Origin of the sequence: Stenotrophomonas cyclobalanopsidis (genome assembly GCF_008710035.1) — a bacterium.
Classification (GTDB): Bacteria; Pseudomonadota; Gammaproteobacteria; order Xanthomonadales; family Xanthomonadaceae; genus Stenotrophomonas; species Stenotrophomonas cyclobalanopsidis.
In genome coordinates this window covers 120,995-142,978 of record NZ_VYKI01000010.1, presented here as the reverse complement: position 1 = coordinate 142,978, position 21,984 = coordinate 120,995, and the positions used below count along the sequence as shown (strand labels likewise).

Annotated in this window: 23 protein-coding genes and 4 tRNA genes; 12 read left to right on the top strand and 15 right to left on the bottom strand. The window is 67.5% G+C overall.

Features of this window, described 5'->3' with window-relative positions; all coding sequences use genetic code 11:
• Positions 1-205: 205 nt before the first annotated feature.
• The 10 genes from FJU31_RS10155 to FJU31_RS10110 form a co-directional block, all read right to left on the bottom strand.
• Positions 206-282: transfer RNA gene (locus FJU31_RS10155), tRNA-Arg, on the bottom strand.
• 32 nt (positions 283-314) lie between these two features.
• A tRNA-Arg gene (locus FJU31_RS10150) sits at positions 315-391 on the bottom strand.
• Between the two features lie 71 nt (positions 392-462).
• A tRNA-Arg gene (locus FJU31_RS10145) sits at positions 463-539 on the bottom strand.
• Positions 530-1,456 (bottom strand): alpha/beta hydrolase family protein, encoded by a 927-nt coding sequence (locus FJU31_RS10140; RefSeq protein WP_150454640.1) that lies wholly within the window; start codon positions 1,454-1,456, stop codon positions 530-532. Before FJU31_RS10140 ends, FJU31_RS10145 begins: the two co-directional genes overlap by 10 nt.
• Positions 1,453-2,262 (bottom strand): bifunctional hydroxymethylpyrimidine kinase/phosphomethylpyrimidine kinase, encoded by an 810-nt coding sequence (gene thiD / locus FJU31_RS10135; RefSeq protein WP_150454639.1) that lies wholly within the window; start codon positions 2,260-2,262, stop codon positions 1,453-1,455. The genes FJU31_RS10140 and thiD overlap by 4 nt, the downstream gene beginning before the upstream one ends.
• 82 nt (positions 2,263-2,344) lie before the next feature.
• On the bottom strand, positions 2,345-3,013 hold the full coding sequence (locus FJU31_RS10130) for a YoaK family protein (RefSeq protein WP_150454638.1): 669 nt from the start codon (positions 3,011-3,013) through the stop codon (positions 2,345-2,347).
• Between the two features lie 9 nt (positions 3,014-3,022).
• On the bottom strand, positions 3,023-3,532 hold the full coding sequence (locus tag FJU31_RS10125) for a hypothetical protein (protein ID WP_150454637.1): 510 nt from the start codon (positions 3,530-3,532) through the stop codon (positions 3,023-3,025).
• On the bottom strand, positions 3,529-4,929 hold the full coding sequence (locus FJU31_RS10120; RefSeq protein WP_150454636.1) for a PhoH family protein: 1,401 nt from the start codon (positions 4,927-4,929) through the stop codon (positions 3,529-3,531). The genes FJU31_RS10125 and FJU31_RS10120 overlap by 4 nt, the downstream gene beginning before the upstream one ends.
• An 84-nt stretch (positions 4,930-5,013) precedes the next feature.
• The gene (locus tag FJU31_RS10115) at positions 5,014-5,493 is read right to left on the bottom strand and encodes a peroxiredoxin (protein WP_150454635.1); all 480 of its coding nucleotides are present in this window, start codon (positions 5,491-5,493) and stop codon (positions 5,014-5,016) included.
• A 91-nt stretch (positions 5,494-5,584) separates the two neighbouring features.
• On the bottom strand, positions 5,585-6,145 hold the full coding sequence (locus FJU31_RS10110; protein WP_025879444.1) for a glycine cleavage system transcriptional repressor: 561 nt from the start codon (positions 6,143-6,145) through the stop codon (positions 5,585-5,587).
• A 163-nt stretch (positions 6,146-6,308) separates the two neighbouring features.
• On the opposite strand from FJU31_RS10110, the gene dapA reads away from it, so the two are divergent.
• Positions 6,309-7,202: a 4-hydroxy-tetrahydrodipicolinate synthase gene (dapA, locus tag FJU31_RS10105; RefSeq protein WP_150454634.1), complete on the top strand. Its 894-nt coding sequence runs from the start codon at positions 6,309-6,311 to the stop codon at positions 7,200-7,202.
• A 32-nt stretch (positions 7,203-7,234) separates the two neighbouring features.
• Positions 7,235-7,753 (top strand): hypothetical protein, encoded by a 519-nt coding sequence (locus FJU31_RS10100; protein WP_150454633.1) that lies wholly within the window; start codon positions 7,235-7,237, stop codon positions 7,751-7,753.
• Positions 7,754-7,946: 193 nt separating this feature from the next.
• Here FJU31_RS10100 and fdxA read toward each other — a convergent pair whose 3' ends face one another.
• Positions 7,947-8,270 (bottom strand): ferredoxin FdxA, encoded by a 324-nt coding sequence (gene fdxA / locus FJU31_RS10095; RefSeq protein ID WP_079221482.1) that lies wholly within the window; start codon positions 8,268-8,270, stop codon positions 7,947-7,949.
• Positions 8,271-8,458: 188 nt separating this feature from the next.
• On the opposite strand from fdxA, the gene FJU31_RS10090 reads away from it, so the two are divergent.
• Positions 8,459-9,883 carry a sugar porter family MFS transporter gene (locus tag FJU31_RS10090; RefSeq protein WP_150454632.1) on the top strand — a complete coding sequence of 475 codons (1,425 nt, stop codon included), beginning with the start codon at positions 8,459-8,461 and terminating at the stop codon, positions 9,881-9,883.
• A 523-nt stretch (positions 9,884-10,406) separates the two neighbouring features.
• On the opposite strand, the gene FJU31_RS10085 is transcribed toward FJU31_RS10090, so the two are convergent.
• Positions 10,407-10,481: transfer RNA gene (locus tag FJU31_RS10085), tRNA-Glu, on the bottom strand.
• A gap of 52 nt (positions 10,482-10,533) precedes the next feature.
• Here FJU31_RS10085 and pcnB point away from each other — a divergent pair.
• The 6 genes from pcnB to pgi all read left to right on the top strand — a co-directional run bounded on the left by pcnB (position 10,534) and on the right by pgi (position 16,145).
• A complete protein-coding gene (pcnB, locus tag FJU31_RS10080; protein ID WP_150454631.1) occupies positions 10,534-11,913 on the top strand; it encodes a polynucleotide adenylyltransferase PcnB in 1,380 nt (459 codons plus the stop codon).
• Positions 11,914-11,916: 3 nt separating this feature from the next.
• A complete protein-coding gene (gene folK / locus FJU31_RS10075) occupies positions 11,917-12,402 on the top strand; it encodes a 2-amino-4-hydroxy-6-hydroxymethyldihydropteridine diphosphokinase (RefSeq protein WP_150454630.1) in 486 nt (161 codons plus the stop codon).
• Positions 12,403-12,436: 34 nt separating this feature from the next.
• The gene (panB, locus tag FJU31_RS10070; protein ID WP_150454629.1) at positions 12,437-13,252 is read left to right on the top strand and encodes a 3-methyl-2-oxobutanoate hydroxymethyltransferase; all 816 of its coding nucleotides are present in this window, start codon (positions 12,437-12,439) and stop codon (positions 13,250-13,252) included.
• The gene (panC, locus tag FJU31_RS10065; RefSeq protein WP_150454628.1) at positions 13,249-14,088 is read left to right on the top strand and encodes a pantoate--beta-alanine ligase; all 840 of its coding nucleotides are present in this window, start codon (positions 13,249-13,251) and stop codon (positions 14,086-14,088) included. Before panB ends, panC begins: the two co-directional genes overlap by 4 nt.
• Before the next feature lie 165 nt (positions 14,089-14,253).
• Positions 14,254-14,634, top strand: coding sequence for an aspartate 1-decarboxylase (gene panD, locus FJU31_RS10060; RefSeq protein WP_006432456.1), 381 nt, complete (start codon positions 14,254-14,256; stop codon positions 14,632-14,634).
• On the top strand, positions 14,631-16,145 hold the full coding sequence (pgi, locus tag FJU31_RS10055) for a glucose-6-phosphate isomerase (protein WP_150454627.1): 1,515 nt from the start codon (positions 14,631-14,633) through the stop codon (positions 16,143-16,145). The genes panD and pgi overlap by 4 nt, the downstream gene beginning before the upstream one ends.
• 318 nt (positions 16,146-16,463) lie before the next feature.
• On the opposite strand, the gene FJU31_RS10050 is transcribed toward pgi, so the two are convergent.
• Together FJU31_RS10050 and FJU31_RS10045 are read right to left on the bottom strand one after the other, a co-directional pair.
• On the bottom strand, positions 16,464-17,027 hold the full coding sequence (locus FJU31_RS10050) for a response regulator transcription factor (RefSeq protein ID WP_005409063.1): 564 nt from the start codon (positions 17,025-17,027) through the stop codon (positions 16,464-16,466).
• The gene (locus tag FJU31_RS10045; RefSeq protein WP_108768512.1) at positions 17,024-18,250 is read right to left on the bottom strand and encodes an ATP-binding protein; all 1,227 of its coding nucleotides are present in this window, start codon (positions 18,248-18,250) and stop codon (positions 17,024-17,026) included. Before FJU31_RS10045 ends, FJU31_RS10050 begins: the two co-directional genes overlap by 4 nt.
• A gap of 114 nt (positions 18,251-18,364) precedes the next feature.
• Between FJU31_RS10045 and ispG the strand changes: the two genes are divergently transcribed.
• The 3 genes from ispG (at position 18,365) to FJU31_RS10030 (ending at position 21,208) form a co-directional block, all read left to right on the top strand.
• On the top strand, positions 18,365-19,630 hold the full coding sequence (gene ispG / locus FJU31_RS10040) for a flavodoxin-dependent (E)-4-hydroxy-3-methylbut-2-enyl-diphosphate synthase (RefSeq protein ID WP_150454626.1): 1,266 nt from the start codon (positions 18,365-18,367) through the stop codon (positions 19,628-19,630).
• Entirely contained in the window at positions 19,611-20,360 is a 750-nt protein-coding gene (locus FJU31_RS10035) for a phosphatase PAP2 family protein (protein ID WP_150454625.1), read from the top strand. Before ispG ends, FJU31_RS10035 begins: the two co-directional genes overlap by 20 nt.
• 200 nt (positions 20,361-20,560) lie before the next feature.
• Entirely contained in the window at positions 20,561-21,208 is a 648-nt protein-coding gene (locus FJU31_RS10030) for a response regulator (protein WP_116865046.1), read from the top strand.
• Between the two features lie 98 nt (positions 21,209-21,306).
• On the opposite strand, the gene eda is transcribed toward FJU31_RS10030, so the two are convergent.
• A complete protein-coding gene (gene eda / locus FJU31_RS10025) occupies positions 21,307-21,966 on the bottom strand; it encodes a bifunctional 4-hydroxy-2-oxoglutarate aldolase/2-dehydro-3-deoxy-phosphogluconate aldolase (protein ID WP_150454624.1) in 660 nt (219 codons plus the stop codon).
• Positions 21,967-21,984 lie beyond the last annotated feature (18 nt).

Genomic DNA, 21,984 nt, shown 5'->3' with positions numbered 1-21,984 from the left:
GTGTCGGATTGCGGGGTGTCCGCCGCATGGATGCGGCGGCCAAGCCTACAAGGACGTACTTGCGGCGTCCCCGCAATCCGACACCGCCCCGCCAACTCCCGGATAGCCCGCTTTTGAAGTTGACGTTGCTTCCGCAGGTGCAGGGCGCAGCCCTGCCGAAAACACAAAAAAAAACAGCAGGCCGAAGCCTGCTGTCTTGGTGTAATGGTGCGCCCGGAGAGATTCGAACTCCCGACCGCCTGGTTCGTAGCCAGGTACTCTATCCAACTGAGCTACGGGCGCCAATTACATAAACTTGTTGTATCGATCGTGTGTGGTGCGCCCGGAGAGATTCGAACTCCCGACCGCCTGGTTCGTAGCCAGGTACTCTATCCAACTGAGCTACGGGCGCGCGGTACACAATCAATTTTGTTACTACATTTTACTGCATCCTCCAGCGGCGGATGCTGGAAGCCTGTCGAGTGGTGCGCCCGGAGAGATTCGAACTCCCGACCGCCTGGTTCGTAGCCAGGTACTCTATCCAACTGAGCTACGGGCGCCCTGCGACAGGAGCGGAATTATGCGGATGTCGGCGGCTGTCGTCAACGCTTTTGTGAAAATTTTCATTCAACTGAATGAAAAAACTTTCAGCCACGGCATCCGGGGCCTTCATCCAGGCGAAGTGATCGGCGCGCGTGCCCAGGTCCTGCGCGGACAGCACGCGCACGCGTGAGGCGACATTCGGCAGCTTGGCCAGCAGCGCCTGCATCGAACCGAGTGGCGCGAACCAGTCATCGGCCATCAGCACCGCCTGCGCGCTGCCACGGATGCGTGCCAGCTGCGCATCGAGGTCTTCGTCCATGCCCACGGCCGCGTAGTGGTTGTTCAGGCCCACCCGCGCCCAGTCGGCGATCAGCCCGCGTGCTTCGGTTCCGCCAAAGCCGAGGCGACGGCCGTGCAGCACCCCCTGGCGGCGCGCGATCCACGGCAGGAACCGGTAGAACAGTGGCAGCAGCCAACCGCGTGGGGGCGGGAACACGCGCCAGAACGGCGTGCCGCTGGCCGCTAGCCACAGGCGCTGGAATCGATCCGGATTGCGGCCGGCATGCAGGCAGGCGAGCTGCCCGCCCAGACTGTGCCCGCCGATGATCCAGGGCAGTGCACTGCCTGCGTCGTCTTCGCGGTCCAGCATGGCCTGGCCGGCCGGCAGATCCTGTTCGAGGATCTCGCGGTAGCCCCAGTCGGCCGTGCGCGAGGGGCGCAGTGAACTGCTGCCGTTGCCGCGCCACTCATGCAGGTAGACAGCGATGCCGCGTGTGGCCAGGGCCTGCGCCAGCGGCACGTAGTGGCGTGCGGCCACGCCCAGTGCCGGCAGCCACAGCAGGCGTGCCAGTGGCCGTGGCGGCACGCAGGCGATGATTTCGTAACGGTGGCCATCGCCGCTGTCCACGGCGATAGTGCGCGGCGTATCGCTCATGCGTGCGGTGCCGCGCCGAAGTGGTCCAGCACAAGCACCTCGCTGCGGCCGGGCGCGTACCCCTGCTGCAGGCCGCGTGCCACGTAGTCGATGCCGGCTTCGCAGGCGTTGGCCAGGCTGAGCCCGTTGCACAGCTGTGCGGCGATGGCCGAGGCCAGCGTGCAGCCGGTGCCGTGTGCATCCAGCGGCAGCCGTGCGTGGATGAATTCTTCGCTGCTGACGCCGTCGAAGTAGCGGTCGATCACCCGGTTACCTTCGTGCAGGTGGCCCCCCTTCAGCAGGACGGCGCCGGCACCCATGTCCAGCAGGGCGGCGGCAGCCTGTTCGGCCTGGTCGGCGTTGCTGATGCTGCGGCCGACCAGCAGTTCGGCTTCGGGGGTGTTGGGCGTGATCAGCGTGGCCAGCGGTATCAGGCGTTCGCGCATGGCCTGCAGCGCGCTGTCTTCCAGCAGGCGCGCGCCGCTGGTGGCGACCATCACCGGATCGAGCACCACGTGTGCCGGGCGGCGTTGTTCAAGCACGTCGGCGACGGTGTGGATCACCTCCGCATTGGCCAGCATGCCGAGCTTCACCGCGTGGATGTCGAAGTCATCGAAGCAGGCATCGAGCTGCGCGCGCAGGAAGGCGAGCGGCGGCACGTGCACGGCCGTCACGCCGCGGGTGTTCTGTGCAGTCAGCGCAGCGATGGCGGACAGGCCGTGTACGCGATGCGCGGCAAAGGCCTTCAGGTCGGCCTGGATGCCGGCGCCGCCGCCGGAGTCGGAACCGGCGATGGTGAGGGCGGAAGCGGGAGTGGTCGGGCTCATGCCTCGATTGTGCCGTGGTCCCGCAGGGGAAAGTAGAGTCGAGCTTGCTCGACTGACTCCATTGCCCGTGGATGCAGCTGACTCAATGCCGCCAGCGCGCCCATTGCTGGTACATCACATACACGATGCCGGTCAGGCCGGTGAGCAGGGCGGGGGCGAGCAGGGCGTCGTAGCGGAAATGCATGAACAACCAGGCACCGAGAATGCCGCCGCCGAGGAAGCCGCTGATGATCAGCCCGCTCAGGGTCAGCCGGCGGACCTGCAGCGGCAGGCCGCGCAGCAGATGGCCCAGGCCGATGCCGAGATCGGTGAACATGCCGCTCAGATGGGTGGTGCGCACCACCGCGCCGCTGAAGGTGGTGGCCATCGCGTTCTGCAGTCCGCAGGCCATGGCCGCGGCCAGAGCACCCCAGATCTGGTGCTGCTCGAACAGTGGAATGGCGACCAGCAGCAGCGCCGATTCAATCGCCAGGGCCACGCCGTAGCGCCGGCCCAGCTGCAGGGTGTCGGCCTGGATCAGCAGGCCACTGAGCATCGCGCCCAGCGAGAAGGCGATCAGCAGGCCCCACAGATGGCCGACCGCGCGCCAGTCACCCTGGGCAATCGCCATGCCCAGCTGGCTGGTGCTGCCGGTCATGTGGCTGACCGCCTGGTGCTCGAAGCCCAGGAAGCCCACCACGTTGACCATGCCGGCCACGCTGGACAACGCGACCGCCCCGATCCAGACCCAGGTGGGCAGGCGGATTCCCATGCCCCCGCCTCAGGGCGACGGCACTTTGCCGCCGTTGAACTGCAGGTCGCTGAAGGTGCCGGTGGCCGGGTCGTACACCGCGCCCCAGAACTGCCGGCCGCCATCACACACACGGATCGCTTCGCGCGCGGGATTGGTGCTGGCATCTTCCGGCAGGTGGAAGGCGTTGATGTAGATCAGCTGCCGGCCATCACTGTCGATGCCCACGTACTGGCGGTCGAAGTCCAGTACGTGCGGCACCTGTGCTTCCAGTGAGGAAAGCTTCGCTTCCATCTGGTCCACCTGCTGTCGGCTCGGCGCCCAGTAGCCGCTCACCCGCCCGGCCTCACGGCCGGGGCTGGTGCGCGAGCAGGTGTCCAGCACCTGCGCGGCGATGACGGGGCGGGTGACCACCCACGATTGGCCGGTGCGCTCGGCGGTCGGCACGCTGGCCGGGCCGCGCGTGGTGGTGCAGGCGGCCAGTGCGGCTGCGAGGGTGATCGCCGCCGTGGGCAGCAGCAGGCGGGTGCAACGGTTCACAACACCTCCGAAGCGTAATCGGCCAGGCGCGAACGTTCGCCTCGGCGCAGGGTGATGTGCGCACTATGCGGCCAGTTCTTGAAGCGGTCCACCGCGTAGGTCAGGCCCGAAGTGGTTTCTGTCAGGTACGGGGTGTCGATCTGCTCGACGTTGCCCAGGCAGACGATCTTGGTGCCGGGGCCGGCACGGGTGATCAGCGTCTTCATCTGCTTCGGGGTGAGGTTCTGCGCTTCATCCAGGATGAGGTAACGCGAAAGGAACGTACGTCCGCGCATGAAGTTCATCGAGCGGATCTTGATGCGGCTGGCCAGCAGGTCGTTGGTGGCCTGGCGGCCCCAGGTGCCGCCTTCCTGGTTGTGGGTGAGCACTTCCAGGTTGTCGGTCAGCGCGCCCATCCACGGCGTCATCTTTTCTTCCTCGGTGCCGGGCAGGAAGCCGATGTCCTCGCCCACGCTGACCGTGGCGCGGGTCATGATGATCTCGCGGTAACGCTGCTGGTCCATCGTCTGCGCCAGGCCGGCGGCCAGCGCCAGCAGGGTCTTGCCGGTGCCGGCGGTGCCGAGCAGGGTGACGAAGTCGATCTCCGGGTCCATCAGTGCGTTGAGCGCGAAGTTCTGCTCGCGGTTGCGCGCGCTGATGCCCCACACGGCGTGGCTGCCGTGGCGGAAATCATCGACCAGCGACAGCACCACCTTGCCATCGCCGACCACGCGGCTGACGCGCAGTTCGACCTCGTGTTCGCCGGGCAGGTAGACGTACTGGTTCGGGTACCACTCCTCGCCATCCTGGGCGAGGATCTCGTAATGCGTGCGGCCCTTGTCGCTCCAGCTGCGCAGGTCCTCGCCGTGGCGCTTCCAGAAGTCTTCCGGCAGCTCGGTGGCGCCGGTGTAGAGCAGGCTGAAATCATCCAGCGCGCGGTCGTTCTCGTAATCCTCGGACACGATGCCGGCGATGGCGGCCTTGATCCGCAGGTTGATGTCCTTGGAAACGAACACCACCGGCAGGTCCGGGGTTTCTTCCTTCAGCGCCAGGATCGCGCCGAGGATGGCGTTGTCCGGGATGACCTTGCCGAAACTCTTGCCCGCGTCGAAATGGCTGGTCTGGAAGCGCAGCTTGCCGGCGCTCTGCTTGCCGCGCAGCTGCAGGCCGTTGGGGCGCTCCAGCGCAATGCCGTCGGCCAGGTTGTCCAGGCCCGATTCCTGCACCAGCTCGTTGAGGAAGCGGCTCACCTGGCGGGCGTTGCGGCTCGCTTCGGAGGTGCCCTTCTTGCCGTTGTCCAGTTCCTCGATCACCTGCATGGGCAGGTAGACGTCATGTTCCTCGAACTTGAACAGCGCGGTGGGATCGTGCATCAGCACGTTGGTATCCAGCACGTAGATGCGCTTGCCTCGGGTCATCGTCATTTCCTGGTTACGGACAGGGAAAAACCACCACGGCCTGCTGCAGGGCAGGGTGGTGGCGGACACAGTGGGCGTTGGAACTCACTTGGATTGGGCGGCCTTCAGTTCGGCAAGCACGGCGTCGGCATGGCCGGCGACCTTGACCTTGCGCCAGGACTGCACGAGTTGGCTGTCAGGAGAAATCAGGAAGGTGCTGCGTTCGATGCCACGTACCTGCTTGCCGTACATGTTCTTCATCTTGATGACGTCGAAGGCGGTGCACAGCGCTTCGTCGGCATCACTGACCAGCGGGAAGTTGAATCCCTGCTTGGCGCAGAAGTTGTCGTGGGATCTGACCGAGTCGCGGGAGACGCCCAGCACGACCGCACCAGCCTTCTTGAATTCCGGCAGCAGGGCGTTGAAGTCGAGGCCTTCGGTGGTGCAGCCGGGCGTGCTGTCCTTGGGGTAGAAGTACAGCACCAGCCACTGGCCGGCGTAGTCGCCGAGGGTGGACTGGTCACCGCCGGACAGCGCCAGCGGCAGGGAAAGGGTGGTGCTGTCCAGGGTATCGCCGTTGTTCATGAGGTCCTTCTGTCGAGCCTGGGTTGTTTCTACGACAATTGCATGAAACGCCACGCGCCCGTGAGAGGCGCGCGAAAATCCGCACGTCCGATCAGAATTTCATCGGGTCCATGATCGCGTCCAGGTTCAGGTGGTCGCAGAACTCGAGGAAATCGTCGCGCAGCGCGGCGATGTGCATGTTGGCCGGCACGCCGATGGTGACCTGCGCGCTGAACATTTCAGCACCGGTCTGCATCGCGCGGTATCGCGTGCTCTGCAGGGTCTCGATGGTGATGCCCTGGCGGTCGAAGAAATCGGCAAGCTGGAACAGGATGCCCGGCTTGTCGGCGGCGATCACTTCGACGATGTACGGCAGCAGGTTGGACTGCGCCTGCTTGGCCTCGGTGCGGTACCAGACCAGCTTCAGGCCTTCCTCGCGCTCGAGCCGGGTCAGCATCGCTTCCAGCTTGGCGACCGAATCCCAGGAGCCGGTGGCCAGGGCGGTGACCGAGACATCGCGGCCGACCGTGGCCAGGCGCGCGTCCACCAGATTGCAGCCGCTGTCGGCGATGCGGCGGGTGACGGACAGCAGGGGGGACTCCGGATGCGTCGTGTAGGCGTTGATCAGGAGGTGGTTTTCGCTCGGCGCGGGGCGCGGGGTGGTGTCGGTCAAGGCGATTCCGGGTAATGCAAGGCGTGAGTCTGAATGCCCGCCGGGGGCGGGAATCCACCGGTGTCCAGCATACTTGCCCGTGCTTTCGCGCCGCAAGTAACATTCAGGTGCCCCCGGCCTGTCGTGGCGGGCGTCTCCCTTCCCAGCCAAGAGCAGTACGTCCTTGTCCCTTTCCGGCCTTATCACCGCGCTGGCGACCCCGTTCCGGGCCGACGGCTCCCTCGACCCCGACGCTTGGCAGCGCCTGCTGCACCTGCAGCTGGAGGGCGGCGTCCAAGGCGTTGTCGTCGCCGGCTCGACCGGCGAAGCCGCCACCTTGTCCGATGCCGAATACGACCAGCTGCTGGCCGGCGCGGTCGAAACCATCGCCGGCCGTGTCCCGGTCCTGGCCGGTACCGGCCTGTCGGGCACCGCCAAAACCATCGAGCAGACCCGCCGCGCCGCCGCGCTCGGCGCCACCCACGCCCTGGTGGTGACCCCGCCGTACGTGCGGCCCACCCAGGCCGGCCTGATCGCGCATTACCGCGCCGTGGCAGACCAGGGCGGCCTGCCGGTGGTGCTGTACAACGTGCCCGGCCGCACCGGCTGCGACATGCTGCCGGAGACCGTGGCCGAACTCGCCAGCCACCCGAGTATCGTCGCCATCAAGGAAGCGGTGGGCGACATGGGTCGCGTCCAGGCCCTGCTGGCTCTGGCCGGTCCGGAGTTCGCCGTGCTCAGTGGCGATGACGGCACCGCCGCCCGCTCGATCCAGGCCGGCATGGCCGGTCTGATCTCGGTCGGTTCCAACGCGCTGCCCGGTGCCTACCGCCGTATGTGCGCGCTGGCCGCCGCCCACGAACATGACGCCACCGAAGCCTGGGATGCGCGCCTGCAGCCATTCCATGATTTCTGCGGCGTCGAGCCGAACCCGATCCCGGTCAAGGCGCTGCTGCGCCGCATCGGCATCGGCCATCACCTGCGCCTGCCGCTGCTGCCGCTTTCGGCCGCACACCAGCCCGCGGCCGACCATCTCGCCGGCGACATCGCCGCCCTTGAAGCCCTTTCCAGCCACTGACCCTTTGTCGGGGCCTGATCCAGGAGATCCACATGCGTCAATCCGTTTCCACTGTCCGCGTGCTGTCCTACGCCCTGCTTGCCGTCGCCGTCGCTGCCGGTACCAGCGGCTGCTTCAAGCGCGGCGCCAAGGGTGATTACGCCCTGGCTCCCGAAATGCGTCCGCTGGAAGTGCCGCCGGATCTGAACGTCCCGGCAGGCGCCGGTGGCAACCAGGTGCCGGCGCTGAGCTCGGCCACCAAGCCGGCGGCTCCGGCCGCCGCTGCCGCCCCGGCTGCTGGCAACAGCGGTTTCACCATCCCGGGCAGCAAGGAAGAGGCCTTCGGCAAGGTCGGCACCGCGCTGGAAGGCGTCGAAGGTGTGACCATCGCCAGCCGCGCGCAGCTGCTGGGCTCCTACGACGTGGCCTATGAAGGCAGCAACTTCCTGGTCCGCGTGGTTGCCGTCGATGCCGGTGCCTACATCTCCGCGGTCGACCCGCGTGGCATGCCGGCCACCGCCGAAGCCCCGGTGAAGCTGATTGCCGCACTGAAGGCGAAGCTGGCGCAGTAAGCGCCGGTGCCCTTGGCACCACCCACAGGAAAGGGCGCCGCAAGGCGCCCTTTTCGTTGCCGTTCTTTGCTTTGGTAGACGCCAACCTTGGTTGGCGCCGGAGTGCCAACCAAGGTTGGCATCTACCGGATACCGCGCACCCACAGAAAAGGGCGCCGCAAGGCGCCCTTTTCGTTGCCGCAACAGGCGCTTCTCAGCGCTCCAGCAGCGGCAGCTTGTCCGGCTTGCCGTCCCACTCGCCGGCATCGGCGGGCGGATCCTTGCGCACGGTCAGCACCGGCCACTCCTTGGCGAGCTCGGCATTGAGGCCCACGAACACTTCCTGGCCGGCCGGCACATCGTCCTCCGGGAAGATCGCGTTGACCGGGCACTCCGGCTCACAGAGGGTGCAGTCGATGCACTCGTCCGGGTCGATCACCAGGAAGTTCGGGCCTTCATGGAAGCAGTCCACGGGGCACACTTCCACGCAATCGGTGTGTTTGCACTTGATGCAGTTTTCGGTGACGACAAAGGGCATGGGCGGGGCTGGAATCGCTTACTGAACGCGCCAATTCTAGAACAGGTTGGGCCCCGTTGTCGGCCCAGGGGCAGGGAAGGGCCGCCAAGGCTCGGGGGACGGCCCATTGGCGTGGTCGCGGGGCTGTGCGACGCTGCGCCGTCAGCCCGGCCTTGCGCGGCCGCTTTCCCATTCCAGCAGGATCTTCCATGAGCCCAGCCCAGACCGCCACCGCCGCCTACGGTGGTGAAAACACCGCCTTCATCGTCCTGATCAGCTGCGTGGCCACCCTCGGTGGCTTCCTGTTCGGCTTCGACAGTGGCGTGATCAACGGCACCGTCGACGGCCTGCGCCAGGCGTTCAATTCCAGCGAGGCGGCCCTGGGCTTCGAGGTGGCGTCGATGCTGCTGGGCTGCGCGATCGGTGCGCTCGTGGCCGGGCGCCTGGGTGACCTGCTGGGCCGGCGCAGCGTGCTGATCATCTCGGCGGTGCTGTTCCTGCTGTCGGCGCTGGGTGCCGGCGCGGCGCATGCTTCGTGGCTGTTCGTGGCCGCGCGCATGGTAGGCGGCTTCGCCGTGGGTGCGGCCAGTGTGATGTCGCCGGCCTACATCGCCGAAGTGGCCTCGGCCCGCTACCGCGGCAAGCTGGCCACAGTGCAGCAGATGGCGATCATCAGCGGCCTGTTCGCGGCTTTCCTCAGCAACTTTCTGCTTGCCCGCGCGGCGGGTGCCTCCACCGAGGTGCTGTGGTTGGGGCAGGAGGCGTGGCGCTGGATGTTCTGGATGCAGGCGATTCCGTCGCTGCTGTTCCTGGTGCTGCTGCTGGCCATCCCGGAAAGCCCACGCTTCCTGGTCGCCAAGGGCCGCCAGGCGCAGGCCGAGGCAGTGCTGGTGAAGTTGTACGGCGCGGCCGAGGCCCGCATCAAGCGCAGCGAGATCGAGGGCAGCCTGGCCCAGGACCAGCACCGGCCGAGCTTTGCCGACCTGAAGGACAAGGCCACGGGGCGCCTGCGCAGCATCGTCTGGGTGGGCATTGGCCTGGCCGTATTGCAGCAGCTGGTGGGCATCAACGTGGTGTTCTACTACGGCGCGGTGCTGTGGCAGGCGGTGGGCTTCTCGGAAAACGATGCGCTGCTGATCAACGTGCTGTCCGGCGCGCTGAGCATCGGTGCCTGCCTGGTGACGGTGCTCCTGATCGACCGCATCGGCCGCAAGCCGCTGCTGTGGGTCGGTTCGGTGGGCATGGCCGTTGCGCTGGCGCTGATGGTGGTGGCCTTTGCCAGCGGCAGTCTGGTCGATGGCAGGCTGCAGCTGTCCGACGGCATGGGCCGGTTGGCGCTGGTGGCGGCCAACGTCTACGTGGTCTTCTTCAACATGTCCTGGGGCCCGGTGATGTGGGTGATGCTGGGCGAGATGTTCCCGAACCAGATCCGCGGCTCGGCGCTGGCGGTGGCCGGCGCGGCGCAGTGGACGTCGAACTTCGCCATCACCGTCACCTTCCCGATGCTGCTGGCCGGCATCGGCCTGGCCGGCGCCTACGGCATCTATACCGTGGCGGCCTTCCTCTCCATCTTCTTCGTGGTCCGCTACGTGCGCGAAACCAAGGGCAAGGAACTGGAGCAGATGGAAGGCTGACGCGCCTTGGCTTCGGAGGCGCTGCGTTCGCGCCTCCCGGCTACGTGGGGGAGGGGGCAGGCCGCCCTCTCCAGGACACGCAAAATCCCCGCCATGGGGCTCGTTGGCGCCATCCATGGCGCCAATGGTCCTGGAGAGGGCGGCCTGCCCCCTCCTGACAGTTTTATGGTGCGTGCGGCAACCGCGGGTCAATGGCCGATTGCTGCCGCAGTGCGCGATCAACTGTCCGGAGACGGTGGGGTCACCCAGGCCAGGACCGCAGGCGCCATGGGTTGGGCGCATGCGCCCGACGGGTTGGGCAGGAGCCCAACCCCGGTCTTGCCGTGTGCGCAGGACAGCGCACGCGAGCAAGGCGCCATCGAGCACCATGGATGGGCTTTTGCGTGTCCAGGCCAGGGTGGCCCGCCCCCTCAAGCGCAGGAACAGGCGGGCGCCGCAGCGACCAACCCACCGCAGCCATCAAACCCCGGAAAACGGAAAAGCCCGCACGAAGGCGGGCTTTTTCGGTTCCTGCTGCTGCGACTGGTGCTCCCTAGGGGACTCGAACCCCTGTTTTAGCCTTGAGAGGGCCACGTCCTAACCACTAGACGAAGGGAGCATAAAATTGTCGCTGCCGAGGCAGGAGCGCTAGTATATGCACCTCGATGCCATTGGGCAATCCCGAAACTTCAACCGGAAGCGCCAACATCAATTCCTCTGCTCCATCACCGTTCAGCCTGCGCGTCATCCCGCGCGACCAGCACACGATCTCCCGCAAGGACATCAGCCCGAACGCTCTGCGCGTGCTGTACCGCCTGCGCGATTCCGGCTTCGGCGCCTATCTTGTCGGTGGCGCCGTGCGCGATCTGCTGGTCAATGGCCGCCCCAAGGATTTCGACGTCGCCACCGACGCCACGCCCGAACAGGTCAAGCAGCTGTTCCGCAACTGCCGCCTGATCGGCCGCCGTTTCCGCCTGGCCCACGTGGTCTTCGGCCGCGAGATCATCGAAGTCGCCACCTTCCGCGCCAACAGCGATGACGGCAGCGGCGACCGCGAAATGGAAAACGGCATGCTCGTGCGCGACAACGTGTACGGCACCATCGAAGACGACGCCGTCCGCCGCGACTTCACCTGCAACGCCCTGTACTACGCCATCGAGGATTTCTCGGTGCGCGATTACACCGGCGGCTTCGAAGACGTGCAGGCGCGCCTGATGAAGCTCATCGGCGACCCCGTGCAGCGCTACCAGGAAGACCCGGTGCGCATGCTGCGTGCGGTGCGCCTGGCCGCCAAGCTCGGCTTCCAGATCGAAGAAGGCACCGCCGCACCGATCCCGCACCTGGCCAACCTGCTCAACGAGGCCGCCCCGGCGCGCCTGTTCGAGGAAGTGCTGAAGCTGTTCCTGTCCGGGCACGGCGTCGCCAGCTTCGAGGGCCTGGAACGTTACGGCCTGTTCGACGTGCTGTTCCCGGAGAGTGGCAAGGCCCTCAAGTCCAACCGCACCGGTGCGCTGCGCCGCATGCTGGTGGAAGGCCTGGCCAATACCGATGCGCGCGTGGCCAATGACGAGCCTGTCTCGCCGGCGTTCCTGTTCGCACTGCTGCTGTGGCCGGCGTACTGCCGTGCCCAGGCAAGCCTGCTCAAGCAGGGCGTGGCGCCGGAAGAGGCGCAGCGTCGCGCCGCCGACCGGGTCACCGTGCAGCAGCTGAGCACCATCGCTCTGCCGCGCCGCTTCTCGCTGCCGATGCAGGAAATCTGGCTGCTGCAGTCGCGCTTCAGTTCGCGCCAGCGCAAGCGCGTGTTCCGCACGCTCACCCATCCGCGTCTCCGCGCCGCGTTCGATTTCCTGGCCCTGCGCCAGGTCGCCTCGGCCGAGCACGAAGCCGACGTGGCGTTCTGGCGCGAAGCGCAGGCGCAGTCCGGGCATGAGCTGGAATCCTCGCTGGATGCCATCCACACCGATGGCGGGGACGAAGAGGGTGGGGCACCGCGCAAGCGTCGCCGCCGTCGTCGTCGCACCGGTGCGGCCGCCGGCGGCGCCGCCGAGTAAGCCATGACCCTTGCCTGGATCGGCCTGGGGGCCAACCTGGGTGACGCGGTCACCACCGTCCGCGCGGCCATCGCCGCGCTGGATGGCCTGCCCGGCACGCAGCTGCGGCAGGCCTCGCGCCTGTACGCCACGCCGGCCTGGGGCAACGAAAACCAGCCGCCGTTCGTCAACGCGGTCGCGGGGGTCGAGACCACCCTGGCCGCCGGCGATCTGCTGCAGGCGATGCTCGCGCTGGAACAGCAGTTCGGCCGCGTGCGCGACCCCGCCGTGCACTGGGGCCCGCGCGCGCTCGACCTGGACCTGCTTCTGTACGGCCGGCAGGTGCTGGATGAGCCCTGCCTGCAGGTGCCGCATCCGTACCTGCACGAGCGTGCGTTCGTGCTGGTGCCGCTGGCCGAAATCGCCGTGGATCTGGTCATTCCCGGCCATGGCCGCGTACGGGATGCAGTGATGCGGGTGGATGCCTGCGGGATCGCGCCGATCAGGTGATAATGCCCGGGTTATCTCTTCCGGTTATCAGTACATGAGCACTCACGCAGACAGCAAGCCCTGGACCGTTCCTGCCCTGGTCGACGCCAAGCGCACTGGCCAGAAGCTGGTCATGTTGACCGCCTACGACGCTGGTTTCGCCCGCACCTTCGATGCAAACGGCGTTGATCTGATCCTGGTCGGCGATTCGCTGGGCATGGTGGTGCAGGGCCATGACTCCACTCTGCCGGTGACCGTGCCCGAGATGGTCTACCACACCCGTGCGGTGTCCAGCGTGCTGCAGCGTGCGCTGCTGGTGGCGGACCTGCCGTTCGGCGCCGACGCCACCCCGGAACGCGCGCTGGACGCTTCGCTGCAACTGCTGCAGGCCGGTGCGGAGATGGTCAAGATCGAAGGTGCCGGCTTCAAGGTCGACATCGTGCGCTACCTGGTCGAGCGAGAGATTCCGGTGTGCTCGCACCTGGGCCTGACTCCGCAGTCGGTGCTGCGCCTGGGCGGCTTCAAGATCCAGGGCCGTGGCGATGCCGCGCGCCAGCTGGTGGAAGACGCCAAGGCCGTGGCCGCGGCGGGTGCCACGCTGATCGTGCTCGAATGCATGCCGACCCCGGTGGCCGCGGAAGTGACCGCCGCCGTCGACGTGCCGACCATCGGTATCGGTGCCGGCCCGCACTGCGATGGCCAGGTGCTGGTGCTGCACGATTTCATCGGCCTGGACAGCGGCCACCGCCGTCCGAAGTTCGTCAAGGACTTCCTGGCCGAAGGCGGTTCGGTGGCCGGTGCCACCCGCGCCTATGCGGATGCCGTGCGCGACGGCAGCTTCCCCGACGAACAGCACGCCTACGCCCAATGATCCAGACCTTCAACGAGCTCGGCGCGCTGCGCGGGCAGATCGCGCAGTGGAAGCAGCAGGGCATGCGCGTGGCGCTGGTGCCGACCATGGGCAACCTGCACGGCGGCCACCATTCGCTGGTGACCCTGGCGCGGCAGTACGCCGACAAGGTCGTGGCCAGCATCTTCGTCAACCCGACCCAGTTCGGGCCGAACGAGGACTTCAGCCGCTACCCGCGCACGCCCGAGGCCGACGTGGCCGGGCTGGAGCAGGTGGGCTGCGATGCGGTGTGGCTGCCCAGCGTCGAGGCGATGTACCCGCTGGGCGTGGACAAGACCACGCAGATGCACGCCCCGGGCGTAAGCGAAGTGCTGGAGGGCGCCAGCCGCCCCGGTCACTTCGATGGCGTCTGCACGGTAGTCGCGCGCCTGTTCCTGCAGGTGCAGCCGGACGTGGCCGTGTTCGGCCGCAAGGACTACCAGCAGCTGGCCGTGATCAAGCAGATGGTGGCCGAGCTGTCTTTCCCGATCCAGATCGTCGGTGCCGAGATCGTGCGTGACGATGACGGCCTGGCCAAGAGCTCGCGCAACCAGTACCTGGACGCCGGCCAGCGCCCGCTGGCCACCACCCTCCACCGCACCCTGCTGGGCATGCGCGAGGGCTACGTGGCCGGGCAGGCGCGTGCGCAGATCGAGGCCGATGCCACTGCCGCGCTGCAGGCTGCCGGCTTCCTGGTCGACTACGCCGTGCTGCGCACCCCCGAGCTGACCGAGCCGACCTTTGACGGGGGCGGCCGGGTGGCGCTGATCGCTGCCCGCCTGGGCGGCACCCGGTTGATCGACAACCTGGAATTCTGAGTTCCGCTCGACGAGGGTAGCGCCGGGCCATGCCCGGCGGACCACGACCCGCTGCCGCTGTGCTCGCCGGGCATGGCCCGGCGCTACCTGAACGGGTTGCCGGCCGTGATGCCCCGCTCCGCGCGGGTGCTAGAATCCCCGCTTTCCTTTGCGTTGTGCCGTGCCATGCATCTGTCCCTGCTGAAGACCAAGATCCACCGCGCCACCGTTACCCATTCCGAGCTGAACTACGAAGGCTCGATCGCCATCGACGACAACCTGCTGGCTGCCACGGGCATCCGCGAGTTCGAGCAGGTGCACATCTGGGACGTGACCAACGGTGCGCGCTTCTCGACCTACGCCATCCGTGCCGAAGCCGGCAGCGGCGTGGTGTCGCTCAACGGTGGCGCTGCACGCCACGTGCAGGTCGGTGACATCATCATCATCGCTGCGTTTGCCAGCATGACCGAGCAGGAAGCCGACAGCTTCAAGCCGAAGCTGGTGTACGTGGACGGCAACAACCAGATCACCCACACCAACGACACGATCCCGACCCAGGCCGCATGACAAACAACAACGGATTCGACTCGCTGCATTCCCACGCCCAGCGCCTGAAGGGCGCAAGCATCCCCAGCCTCCTCGCCGCCGAGCCCGGCCGCGTGCAGGACCTGGCGCTGCGGGTCGGTCCGTTGTACGTCAATTTCGCCCGGCAGAAATACGATGCCGCGGCGCTGCAGGCGTTGCTGGCACTCGCCGCCGACCGGGATGTCGGCGGTGCCATCACCCGTCTGTTCCGCGGCGAGCAGGTCAACCTGACCGAAGGCCGCGCTGCGCTGCACACCGCGCTGCGTGGGGATGGGGTTGATGCGCCGGTGGCGGCCGAGGCCTATGCCACCGCGCGCGAAATCCGCCAGCGCATGGGGGTGCTGGTGCGCGCGCTGGAAGACAGCGGCGTGACCGACGTGGTCAGCGTCGGCATCGGCGGTTCCGACCTGGGCCCGCGTCTGGTGGCCGATGCGCTGCGCCCGGTCACCGGTGCGCGCCTGCGCGTACATTTCGTGTCGAACGTGGACGGCGCCGCCATGCAGCGCACGCTGGCCACGCTGGATCCGGCCAAGACTGCCGGCATCCTCATTTCCAAGACCTTCGGTACCCAGGAAACCCTGCTCAACGGGCAGATCCTGCACGACTGGCTGGGTGGCAGCGAGCGCCTGTACGCGGTCAGCGCCAACCCCGAGCGTGCGGCCAAGGCCTTCGCCATCGCCGCCGATCGCGTGCTGCCGATGTGGGACTGGGTGGGTGGCCGTTATTCGCTGTGGTCGGCGGTCGGTTTCCCGATCGCGCTGGCCATCGGTTTCGAGCGTTTCGAACAGCTGCTGGACGGTGCCGCGCAGATGGATGCGCACACGCTGGACGCGCCGCTGGAGCGCAACCTGCCGGTGCTGCACGGCCTGACCGACATCTGGAACCGCAACGTGCTGGGCCACGCCACGCACGCGGTGATGACCTATGACCAGCGCCTGGCGCTGTTGCCGGCCTACCTGCAGCAGCTGGTGATGGAAAGCCTGGGCAAGCGCGTGCAGCGCGACGGCCAGCCGGTCACCACCGACACCGTGCCGGTATGGTGGGGCGGGGCGGGTACGGATGTGCAGCACAGCTTCTTCCAGGCGCTGCACCAGGGCACCAGCATCATCCCGGCCGACTTCATCGGCTGCGTGCACAACGATGATCCGTACACGGTCAACCACCAGGCGCTGCTGGCCAACCTGCTGGCGCAGACCGAGGCGCTGGCCAATGGCCAGGGCAGCGATGACCCGCACCGTGATTATCCGGGTGGCCGCCCGAGCACGCTGATCCTGCTGGATGCACTGACCCCGCAGGCGCTGGGCGCGCTGATCGCCATGTACGAACACGCCGTGTACGTGCAGTCGGTCATCTGGAACATCAACGCCTTCGACCAGTTCGGTGTCGAGCTGGGCAAGCAGCTGGCCAGCGGCCTGCTGCCGGCGCTGCAGGGTGAGGAAGTGGCGATTGCCGATCCGATGACCCGCGAAATCCTGGCGCAGCTGAAGCGCTGAGGTACGGCCGCCGGGCATGGCCCGGCGCTACCCTCGTTACGCCGGTAGCGCCGGGCCACGCCCGGCGAACGCAATGCCCGCCTGGTAGCGCCGGGCCACGCCCGGCGAACGTAATGTCCGCCCGGTAGCGCCGGGCCGTGCCCGGCGAACGTAATGTCCGCCCGGTAGCGCCGGGCCGTGCCCGGCGAGCGTAATGTCCGCCCGGTAGCGCCGGGCCGTGCCCGGCGAACGTAATGTCCACCCGGTAGCGCCGGGCCATGCCCGGCGAACGCAATGCCCGCCTGGTAGCGCCGGGCCACGCCCGGCGGATTTGCCGCGTCAGCGGCTCGGGTCGCGTTCCGGGCTCGGCCGCTTGGCCAGCTTGCGCTGCAGCGAGCGTCGGTGCATGCCCAGCAGGCGCGCGGCGGCCGACACGTTGCCGCCCGTCTCATGCATCGCCTGCTGGATGTGTTCCCACTGCAGGCGGCTGATCGGCGTCATCGCGTCGGGCACTTCCATTTCGCCGTCATCGGCCGGGCCGTCGTCTTCCTCGCCCAGTGCACGCAGGATCATCGGGACCGTTGCCGGCTTCGGCAGGTAGTCGTCCGCCCCCAGCTTGATCGCCTCCACCGCGGTGGCGATGCTGGCGTAGCCGGTTACCAGCAGGATCCGCATGTCCGCGCGCAGGGCACGCAGCGGCTGGATCAGCGCCAGGCCCGAATCGCTGCCCAGCTTCAGATCGATCAGCGCGAACGCCGGCGGGTGCTGGCGGGCCAGAGCCAGCGCGCTGGCGGCATCCTGCGCGGTCTGCGTTTCCAGGCCCTTGCGGGCCAGGCTGCGCTGCAGCGTGCGCAGGTACAGTTCGTCGTCGTCGACCAGCAGGCCGAGGGTTGAGGCACTCATGGGGTTTCCTCGTGGGGAGCCAGGGGCAGGCGGAAGCCGACGCGGCTGCCGGCGCCTTGCGCCGGGCGCATCCACATTTCGCCCTGCAGGCGTTCAATGGTGGCGTGGGACAGGGCCAGGCCGACGCCCATGCCCTCACTCTTGCTGCTGCCGAACAGCTTGCCCGGCAGCACCGCGGCGCGCGCATTGAAGCCATGGCCGTAGTCGCGCACTTCGCCGATCAGGTCCTCGCCGTCGATGCGCAGCTCCAGGTCCACGCGCGGTCGCCCGGCCTGTTCGCCGGCATCGGCGGCGTTGTTCAGCAGCACCATCAGCAGGTGCCCAACGCCGGGGTCCAGCGGCAGGCGCAGCGGTGCATCGTCATTGCGGTGCAGATCGATGGTCGGGCGCACCAGGCGCCACTGTTCCAGCACCTGCTGGGCGCTGGAATGGCTGCGGCCCGGGCCGTCGGTGGAGGCCGGTGCGGCCAGCGCCAGCACGCGCTCACGGCATTGCACAAGCAGTTCGCGCAGGGTTTCCATGTCCTCGCGGACTTCCGGTTCTTCACTGCGCTCGGCCACATCGTCGGCGAGCAGGGTCATGGTCGCCAGCGGGGTGTTCAGCTCGTGCGCCACCGACGCGGCGTGCGTGGCCAGGGCGACGATGCCCTCGTTGCGGGCGAAGCGCTCGCGCAGCGCCGACAGTTCCAGTTCGCGCACGCGCAGGGCCATCGCCAAGCGGGTGGAGAAGGTCAGCACCACCGCCGCCGACAGCAGGAAGTTGGCGACCACGCCCCAGCGGTTGAGGTCGAGCGCGCGGAAGTAGCCGCTCGGCAGCGGCTGCCCGAACAGGCCGCTGGCGGCATAGCCGAGCAGGCAGGCGGTGGCCACCGCCAGGGCCCAGCGCAGGGGCAGGGCGAAGGCGGCCAGCGCGATCAGGATGAGAAACAGCGAGCCGAAGGGGTTGGCGATGCCGCCGCTCCAGCCGACCATCCAGGTCAGGATGATGACGTCGACCAGGATATGGCCGAACGCGGTCAGCGGCGCGGTGTCGTCGGGCTCCGGGCGCAGCTGCGTATACAGGTTGAACACGGCGAGCACGGCCACGCCCGCCCACAGCGGCAGCTGCGGCAGCGGCAGGCCAAGGACCCAGGTGGCGACCAGGATCGTCGCGGCCTGGCCGGCCACGGCCAGCCAGCGCAGGCTGCACAGGGTACGTAGGAAGGGGGCGTCGGGACCGGTCATGCCCGACCATCGTATGCGTTCACCGGGCAACCTGCCTGCGACAATCGGCCGCAGACGTGCCGACGGCTGAATGGGAATCGCCCGGAATGCAGGGCCGGGCGGTAGAATGCGCCCATGCACGACGCCGTCACCCGCCCGACCCAACCCTTCGATGCCACCGCCTGGTCCCGTCGCCAGACCCATGCCGTCCAGATCGGCGGGGTCACCGTAGGTGGCGGCAAGCCCGTGGTGGTGCAGTCGATGACCAACACCGACACCTCCGACGTTGCCTCCAGCGTGAAGCAGGTGGCCGAGTTGTGGCGGGCCGGTTCGGAAATGGTGCGCTTGACCGTCAACACTGTCGAGGCGGCCGCGGCCATTCCGCGCATCGTCGACAAGCTGGCGATGATGGGCATCGACGTACCCCTGATCGGCGACTTCCACTACAACGGCCATCAGCTGCTGACGGCCGAGCCGGCCTGCGCCGAAGCGCTGGCCAAATACCGCATTAACCCGGGCAACGTCGGCTTCGGCAAGAAGAAGGACCTGCAGTTCGCCCAGTTGATCGAATTCGCCATCCGCTACAACAAGCCGGTGCGCATCGGCGCCAACTGGGGTTCGTTGGACCAGGCCCTGGCGGCGAAGCTGATGGACGAGAACAACCACCGCGAACACCCCTGGGACGCCGGCCGCGTGCTGCGCGAGGCGCTGATCCGTTCGGCGCTGGATTCGGCCGAGCAGGCGGTGGAGATCGGCCTGCCGCGCGATCGCATCATTCTGTCGGCCAAGGTCAGCGGCGTGCAGGAACTGATCGCGGTGTACCGCGACCTGGCCCAGCGTTCGGATTTCGCCCTGCACCTGGGCCTGACCGAAGCCGGCATCGGCAGCAAGGGCATCGTCGCTTCGGCGGCGGCGCTGAGCGTGCTGCTGCAGGAGGGCATCGGTGACACCATCCGCATTTCGCTGACGCCCGAGCCGGGGCAGTCGCGTACGCAGGAAGTGATCGTCGCCCAGGAACTGCTGCAGACCACCGGCCAGCGCGCCTTCACCCCGCTGGTCACCGCCTGCCCGGGCTGCGGCCGCACCACCTCCGAGTTCTTCCAGGAACTGGCCAAGGTCGTGCAGAACCACGTGCGCGAGAAGATGCCGGTCTGGAAGGTGCAGCACCCCGGTGCGGAAAACATGACCCTGGCGGTGATGGGCTGCATCGTCAACGGCCCGGGTGAGTCGCGCCACGCCAACATCGGCATTTCCCTGCCGGGCACCGGCGAAACACCGGCCGCGCCGGTGTTCGTCGACGGCGAGAAGAAGGTGACCCTGCGTGGCGACAACATCGCCCAGGAATTCGTTGCCCTGATCGACGATTACGTCGAACAGAAGTATGTCCGGATCGGCGGGTAAGCCGCCTATCCTGGCCGCGCCGGAACCGGCGTCCGGCTTCCGACACTGGATGGGGCGCAATACGTGGCGCCTGGTGCTGCTGTTTGCCGGCGTGCTGCTGCCGCTGGCCGGCTTCGTCGCCCTGGCAGATGAAGTGCACGAGTTCGAGTCGTTCCACTTCGACGCCCCGCTGCTGTGGCAGATGCACGGGCTGCATTCGCCGTGGCTGGACCGTTGCTTCGTGCTGCTGTCGAAACTGGGGTACGAGTGGTTCCTGATCCCGACGGACGTGCTGATCGCTGGCGCGCTGCTGTGGCGGCGGCGCTGGCGCGAGGCGACCTTCGTGGCGGTGTGCTTCGTCGGCTCGGCGCTGCTGAACATGGGCAGCAAGCAATTCTTCCAGCGCGACCGCCCTAGCCTGTGGGAATCGATCGCGCCGGAATCGACGTTCAGCTTCCCCAGCGGCCACGCGATGGGCACCATGACCCTGGCCGCGACCCTGGTGCTGCTGGCGTGGAACACCCGCTGGCGCTGGCCGGTGCTGGTGCTGACGCCGCTGTTCAGCCTGCTGGTCAGCCTCTCGCGGGTCTATCTCGGGGTGCATTACCCCTCCGATATCCTCGCCGGATGGTGTGCGGCGCTGGTTTGGGTGGTAGGGTGCTATCTGGTCATGTTCAGTCGCCGGCAACCTTGGCGACGCAGCGGTTCGCCGCCATCAGCGGCCAGCGAAGCGATCGCAACAGGGGAGTGACGTGGATGCCCCTTCGGGGACGTCCATGCAGCAGCGGGTTGTTTCGTTGTTACGGGTTCTGTGGGACAGGGGGCAACATCGATGTGCGAAGAATGTGATGCGCAAGGCAGAACGCCGTTTTTGCGCAGTCATCGTGCTTGCGGTGCGCGCATGCCCTGCCTAGCGTGGCCCGCAATGGCCGCATTCGAAGAGGTACGTGAATGACGATTCGAGTCTACCTGGTGGACGACCACGCGCTGGTCCGCACCGGTATGAAGATGATCTTGTCGAGTGAAACCGACATCGAGGTGGTGGGCGAAGCCGAGACCGGCGAAGACGGCTTGCGCGAGATCCGCCAGCTGCTGCCGGACGTGGTGCTGTGCGACCTGCACCTGCCCGGCGTCAGCGGCATGGAAGTGACCGAACGCATCGTCCGAGGCCACCGTGCCACGCGCGTGGTGATCGTGTCCGTGCTGGAAGACGGCCCGCTGCCGAAGCGACTGCTGGAAGCGGGCGCCGCCGGCTACATCGGCAAGGGCTGCGATGCGCAGGAACTGCTGCGTGCGGTGCGTGACGTCGCGGCCGGGCGCCGTTACCTGGGCACCAGCATCGCGCAGAACCTGGCGCTGTCCACGGTGGAAGGCAATGCCTCGCCCTTCGATACGCTGTCGCCGCGCGAGCTGGAAGTGGCGCTGCTGCTGACCCAGGGCCTGCGCCAGGAAGACATCGCGCGGCGCTTGAGCCTGAGTGCGAAGACGGTGAACACGCACAAGGCGCGGTTGTTCGAGAAGATGGGGATCAGCGACAACATTGCGTTGGCGCGCATGGCCAGCCAGTACGGGTTGGTGGATCCGGCACGGCCGCTGTAACTGATTCGGACTTCTGTAGAGCCGAGCCCATGCTCGGCTGCCTTCCGGTCCGCAGGCGCGGAGCCGAGCGTTGGCTCGGCTCTACACCTGGGTTGGGCTCAGTGGCCGCGGACGCGCTTGATGATCTTCGCGGCGTCGGCGGCGCTGGCGCGCACCTTGTCCCACGCGCCGTCGGCGATCCAGTTGCCCGGGACCATCCACGAGCCACCGATGCAGACCACGTTCTTCTGCTCGAGGTACTCGGCGGCGGTGTTTTCGGTGATGCCACCGGTCGGGCACAGCTTGAGGTCGGCGACCGGGCCGGCCAGGCCCTTGATCATCGCCAGGCCACCCACGGCCGTGGCCGGGAACAGCTTGCACACGCGGAAACCGCGCGCGTAGAGCGAAAGCAGCTCGGTCGGCGTGGCCGCACCTGGCACCACCGGCAGCGGTGCCGCCGCCAGTGCATCGGCCAGCACTGGCGGCGTACCCGGCGTCACCAGGAAATCCGCGCCCGCATCGATCGACTGCTGCATCTGCTCCACGGTCAGCACCGTGCCCGCACCCACCACCACATCGGGCAGCTCGCGCTTGAGCATCGCCAGCGCTTCCATCGCCACCGGCGTACGCAGCGTCAGCTCGATGGCCGGCAGGCCACCCTCCAGCAGCGCCGCACTCACCGCACGCGCCTGGTCAAGCGTATGAATCGTCACCACCGGCAGGATGCCCGCCGCATGCAGCAGTTCCGCCGCCTTCACCTGATGTTGTTCGATACCCATGCTTTTGCCCTTGCTCTT

What these genes read in the sequence shown, in the direction of transcription:
- FJU31_RS10140 (WP_150454640.1), bottom strand. Translation starts at nt 1,456, where the DNA reads ATGAGCGATACGCCGCGCACTATCGCCGTGGACAGCGGCGATGGCCAC.
- thiD (WP_150454639.1), bottom strand. Translation starts at nt 2,262, where the DNA reads ATGAGCCCGACCACTCCCGCTTCCGCCCTCACCATCGCCGGTTCCGAC.
- FJU31_RS10130 (WP_150454638.1), bottom strand. Translation starts at nt 3,013, where the DNA reads ATGGGAATCCGCCTGCCCACCTGGGTCTGGATCGGGGCGGTCGCGTTG.
- FJU31_RS10120 (WP_150454636.1), bottom strand. Translation starts at nt 4,929, where the DNA reads ATGACCCGAGGCAAGCGCATCTACGTGCTGGATACCAACGTGCTGATG.
- FJU31_RS10115 (WP_150454635.1), bottom strand. Translation starts at nt 5,493, where the DNA reads ATGAACAACGGCGATACCCTGGACAGCACCACCCTTTCCCTGCCGCTG.
- FJU31_RS10100 (WP_150454633.1), top strand. Translation starts at nt 7,235, where the DNA reads ATGCGTCAATCCGTTTCCACTGTCCGCGTGCTGTCCTACGCCCTGCTT.
- fdxA (WP_079221482.1), bottom strand. Translation starts at nt 8,270, where the DNA reads ATGCCCTTTGTCGTCACCGAAAACTGCATCAAGTGCAAACACACCGAT.
- FJU31_RS10090 (WP_150454632.1), top strand. Translation starts at nt 8,459, where the DNA reads ATGAGCCCAGCCCAGACCGCCACCGCCGCCTACGGTGGTGAAAACACC.
- folK (WP_150454630.1), top strand. Translation starts at nt 11,917, where the DNA reads ATGACCCTTGCCTGGATCGGCCTGGGGGCCAACCTGGGTGACGCGGTC.
- panB (WP_150454629.1), top strand. Translation starts at nt 12,437, where the DNA reads ATGAGCACTCACGCAGACAGCAAGCCCTGGACCGTTCCTGCCCTGGTC.
- panC (WP_150454628.1), top strand. Translation starts at nt 13,249, where the DNA reads ATGATCCAGACCTTCAACGAGCTCGGCGCGCTGCGCGGGCAGATCGCG.
- panD (WP_006432456.1), top strand. Translation starts at nt 14,254, where the DNA reads ATGCATCTGTCCCTGCTGAAGACCAAGATCCACCGCGCCACCGTTACC.
- pgi (WP_150454627.1), top strand. Translation starts at nt 14,631, where the DNA reads ATGACAAACAACAACGGATTCGACTCGCTGCATTCCCACGCCCAGCGC.
- FJU31_RS10050 (WP_005409063.1), bottom strand. Translation starts at nt 17,027, where the DNA reads ATGAGTGCCTCAACCCTCGGCCTGCTGGTCGACGACGACGAACTGTAC.
- FJU31_RS10045 (WP_108768512.1), bottom strand. Translation starts at nt 18,250, where the DNA reads ATGACCGGTCCCGACGCCCCCTTCCTACGTACCCTGTGCAGCCTGCGC.
- ispG (WP_150454626.1), top strand. Translation starts at nt 18,365, where the DNA reads ATGCACGACGCCGTCACCCGCCCGACCCAACCCTTCGATGCCACCGCC.
- FJU31_RS10035 (WP_150454625.1), top strand. Translation starts at nt 19,611, where the DNA reads ATGTCCGGATCGGCGGGTAAGCCGCCTATCCTGGCCGCGCCGGAACCG.
- FJU31_RS10030 (WP_116865046.1), top strand. Translation starts at nt 20,561, where the DNA reads ATGACGATTCGAGTCTACCTGGTGGACGACCACGCGCTGGTCCGCACC.
- eda (WP_150454624.1), bottom strand. Translation starts at nt 21,966, where the DNA reads ATGGGTATCGAACAACATCAGGTGAAGGCGGCGGAACTGCTGCATGCG.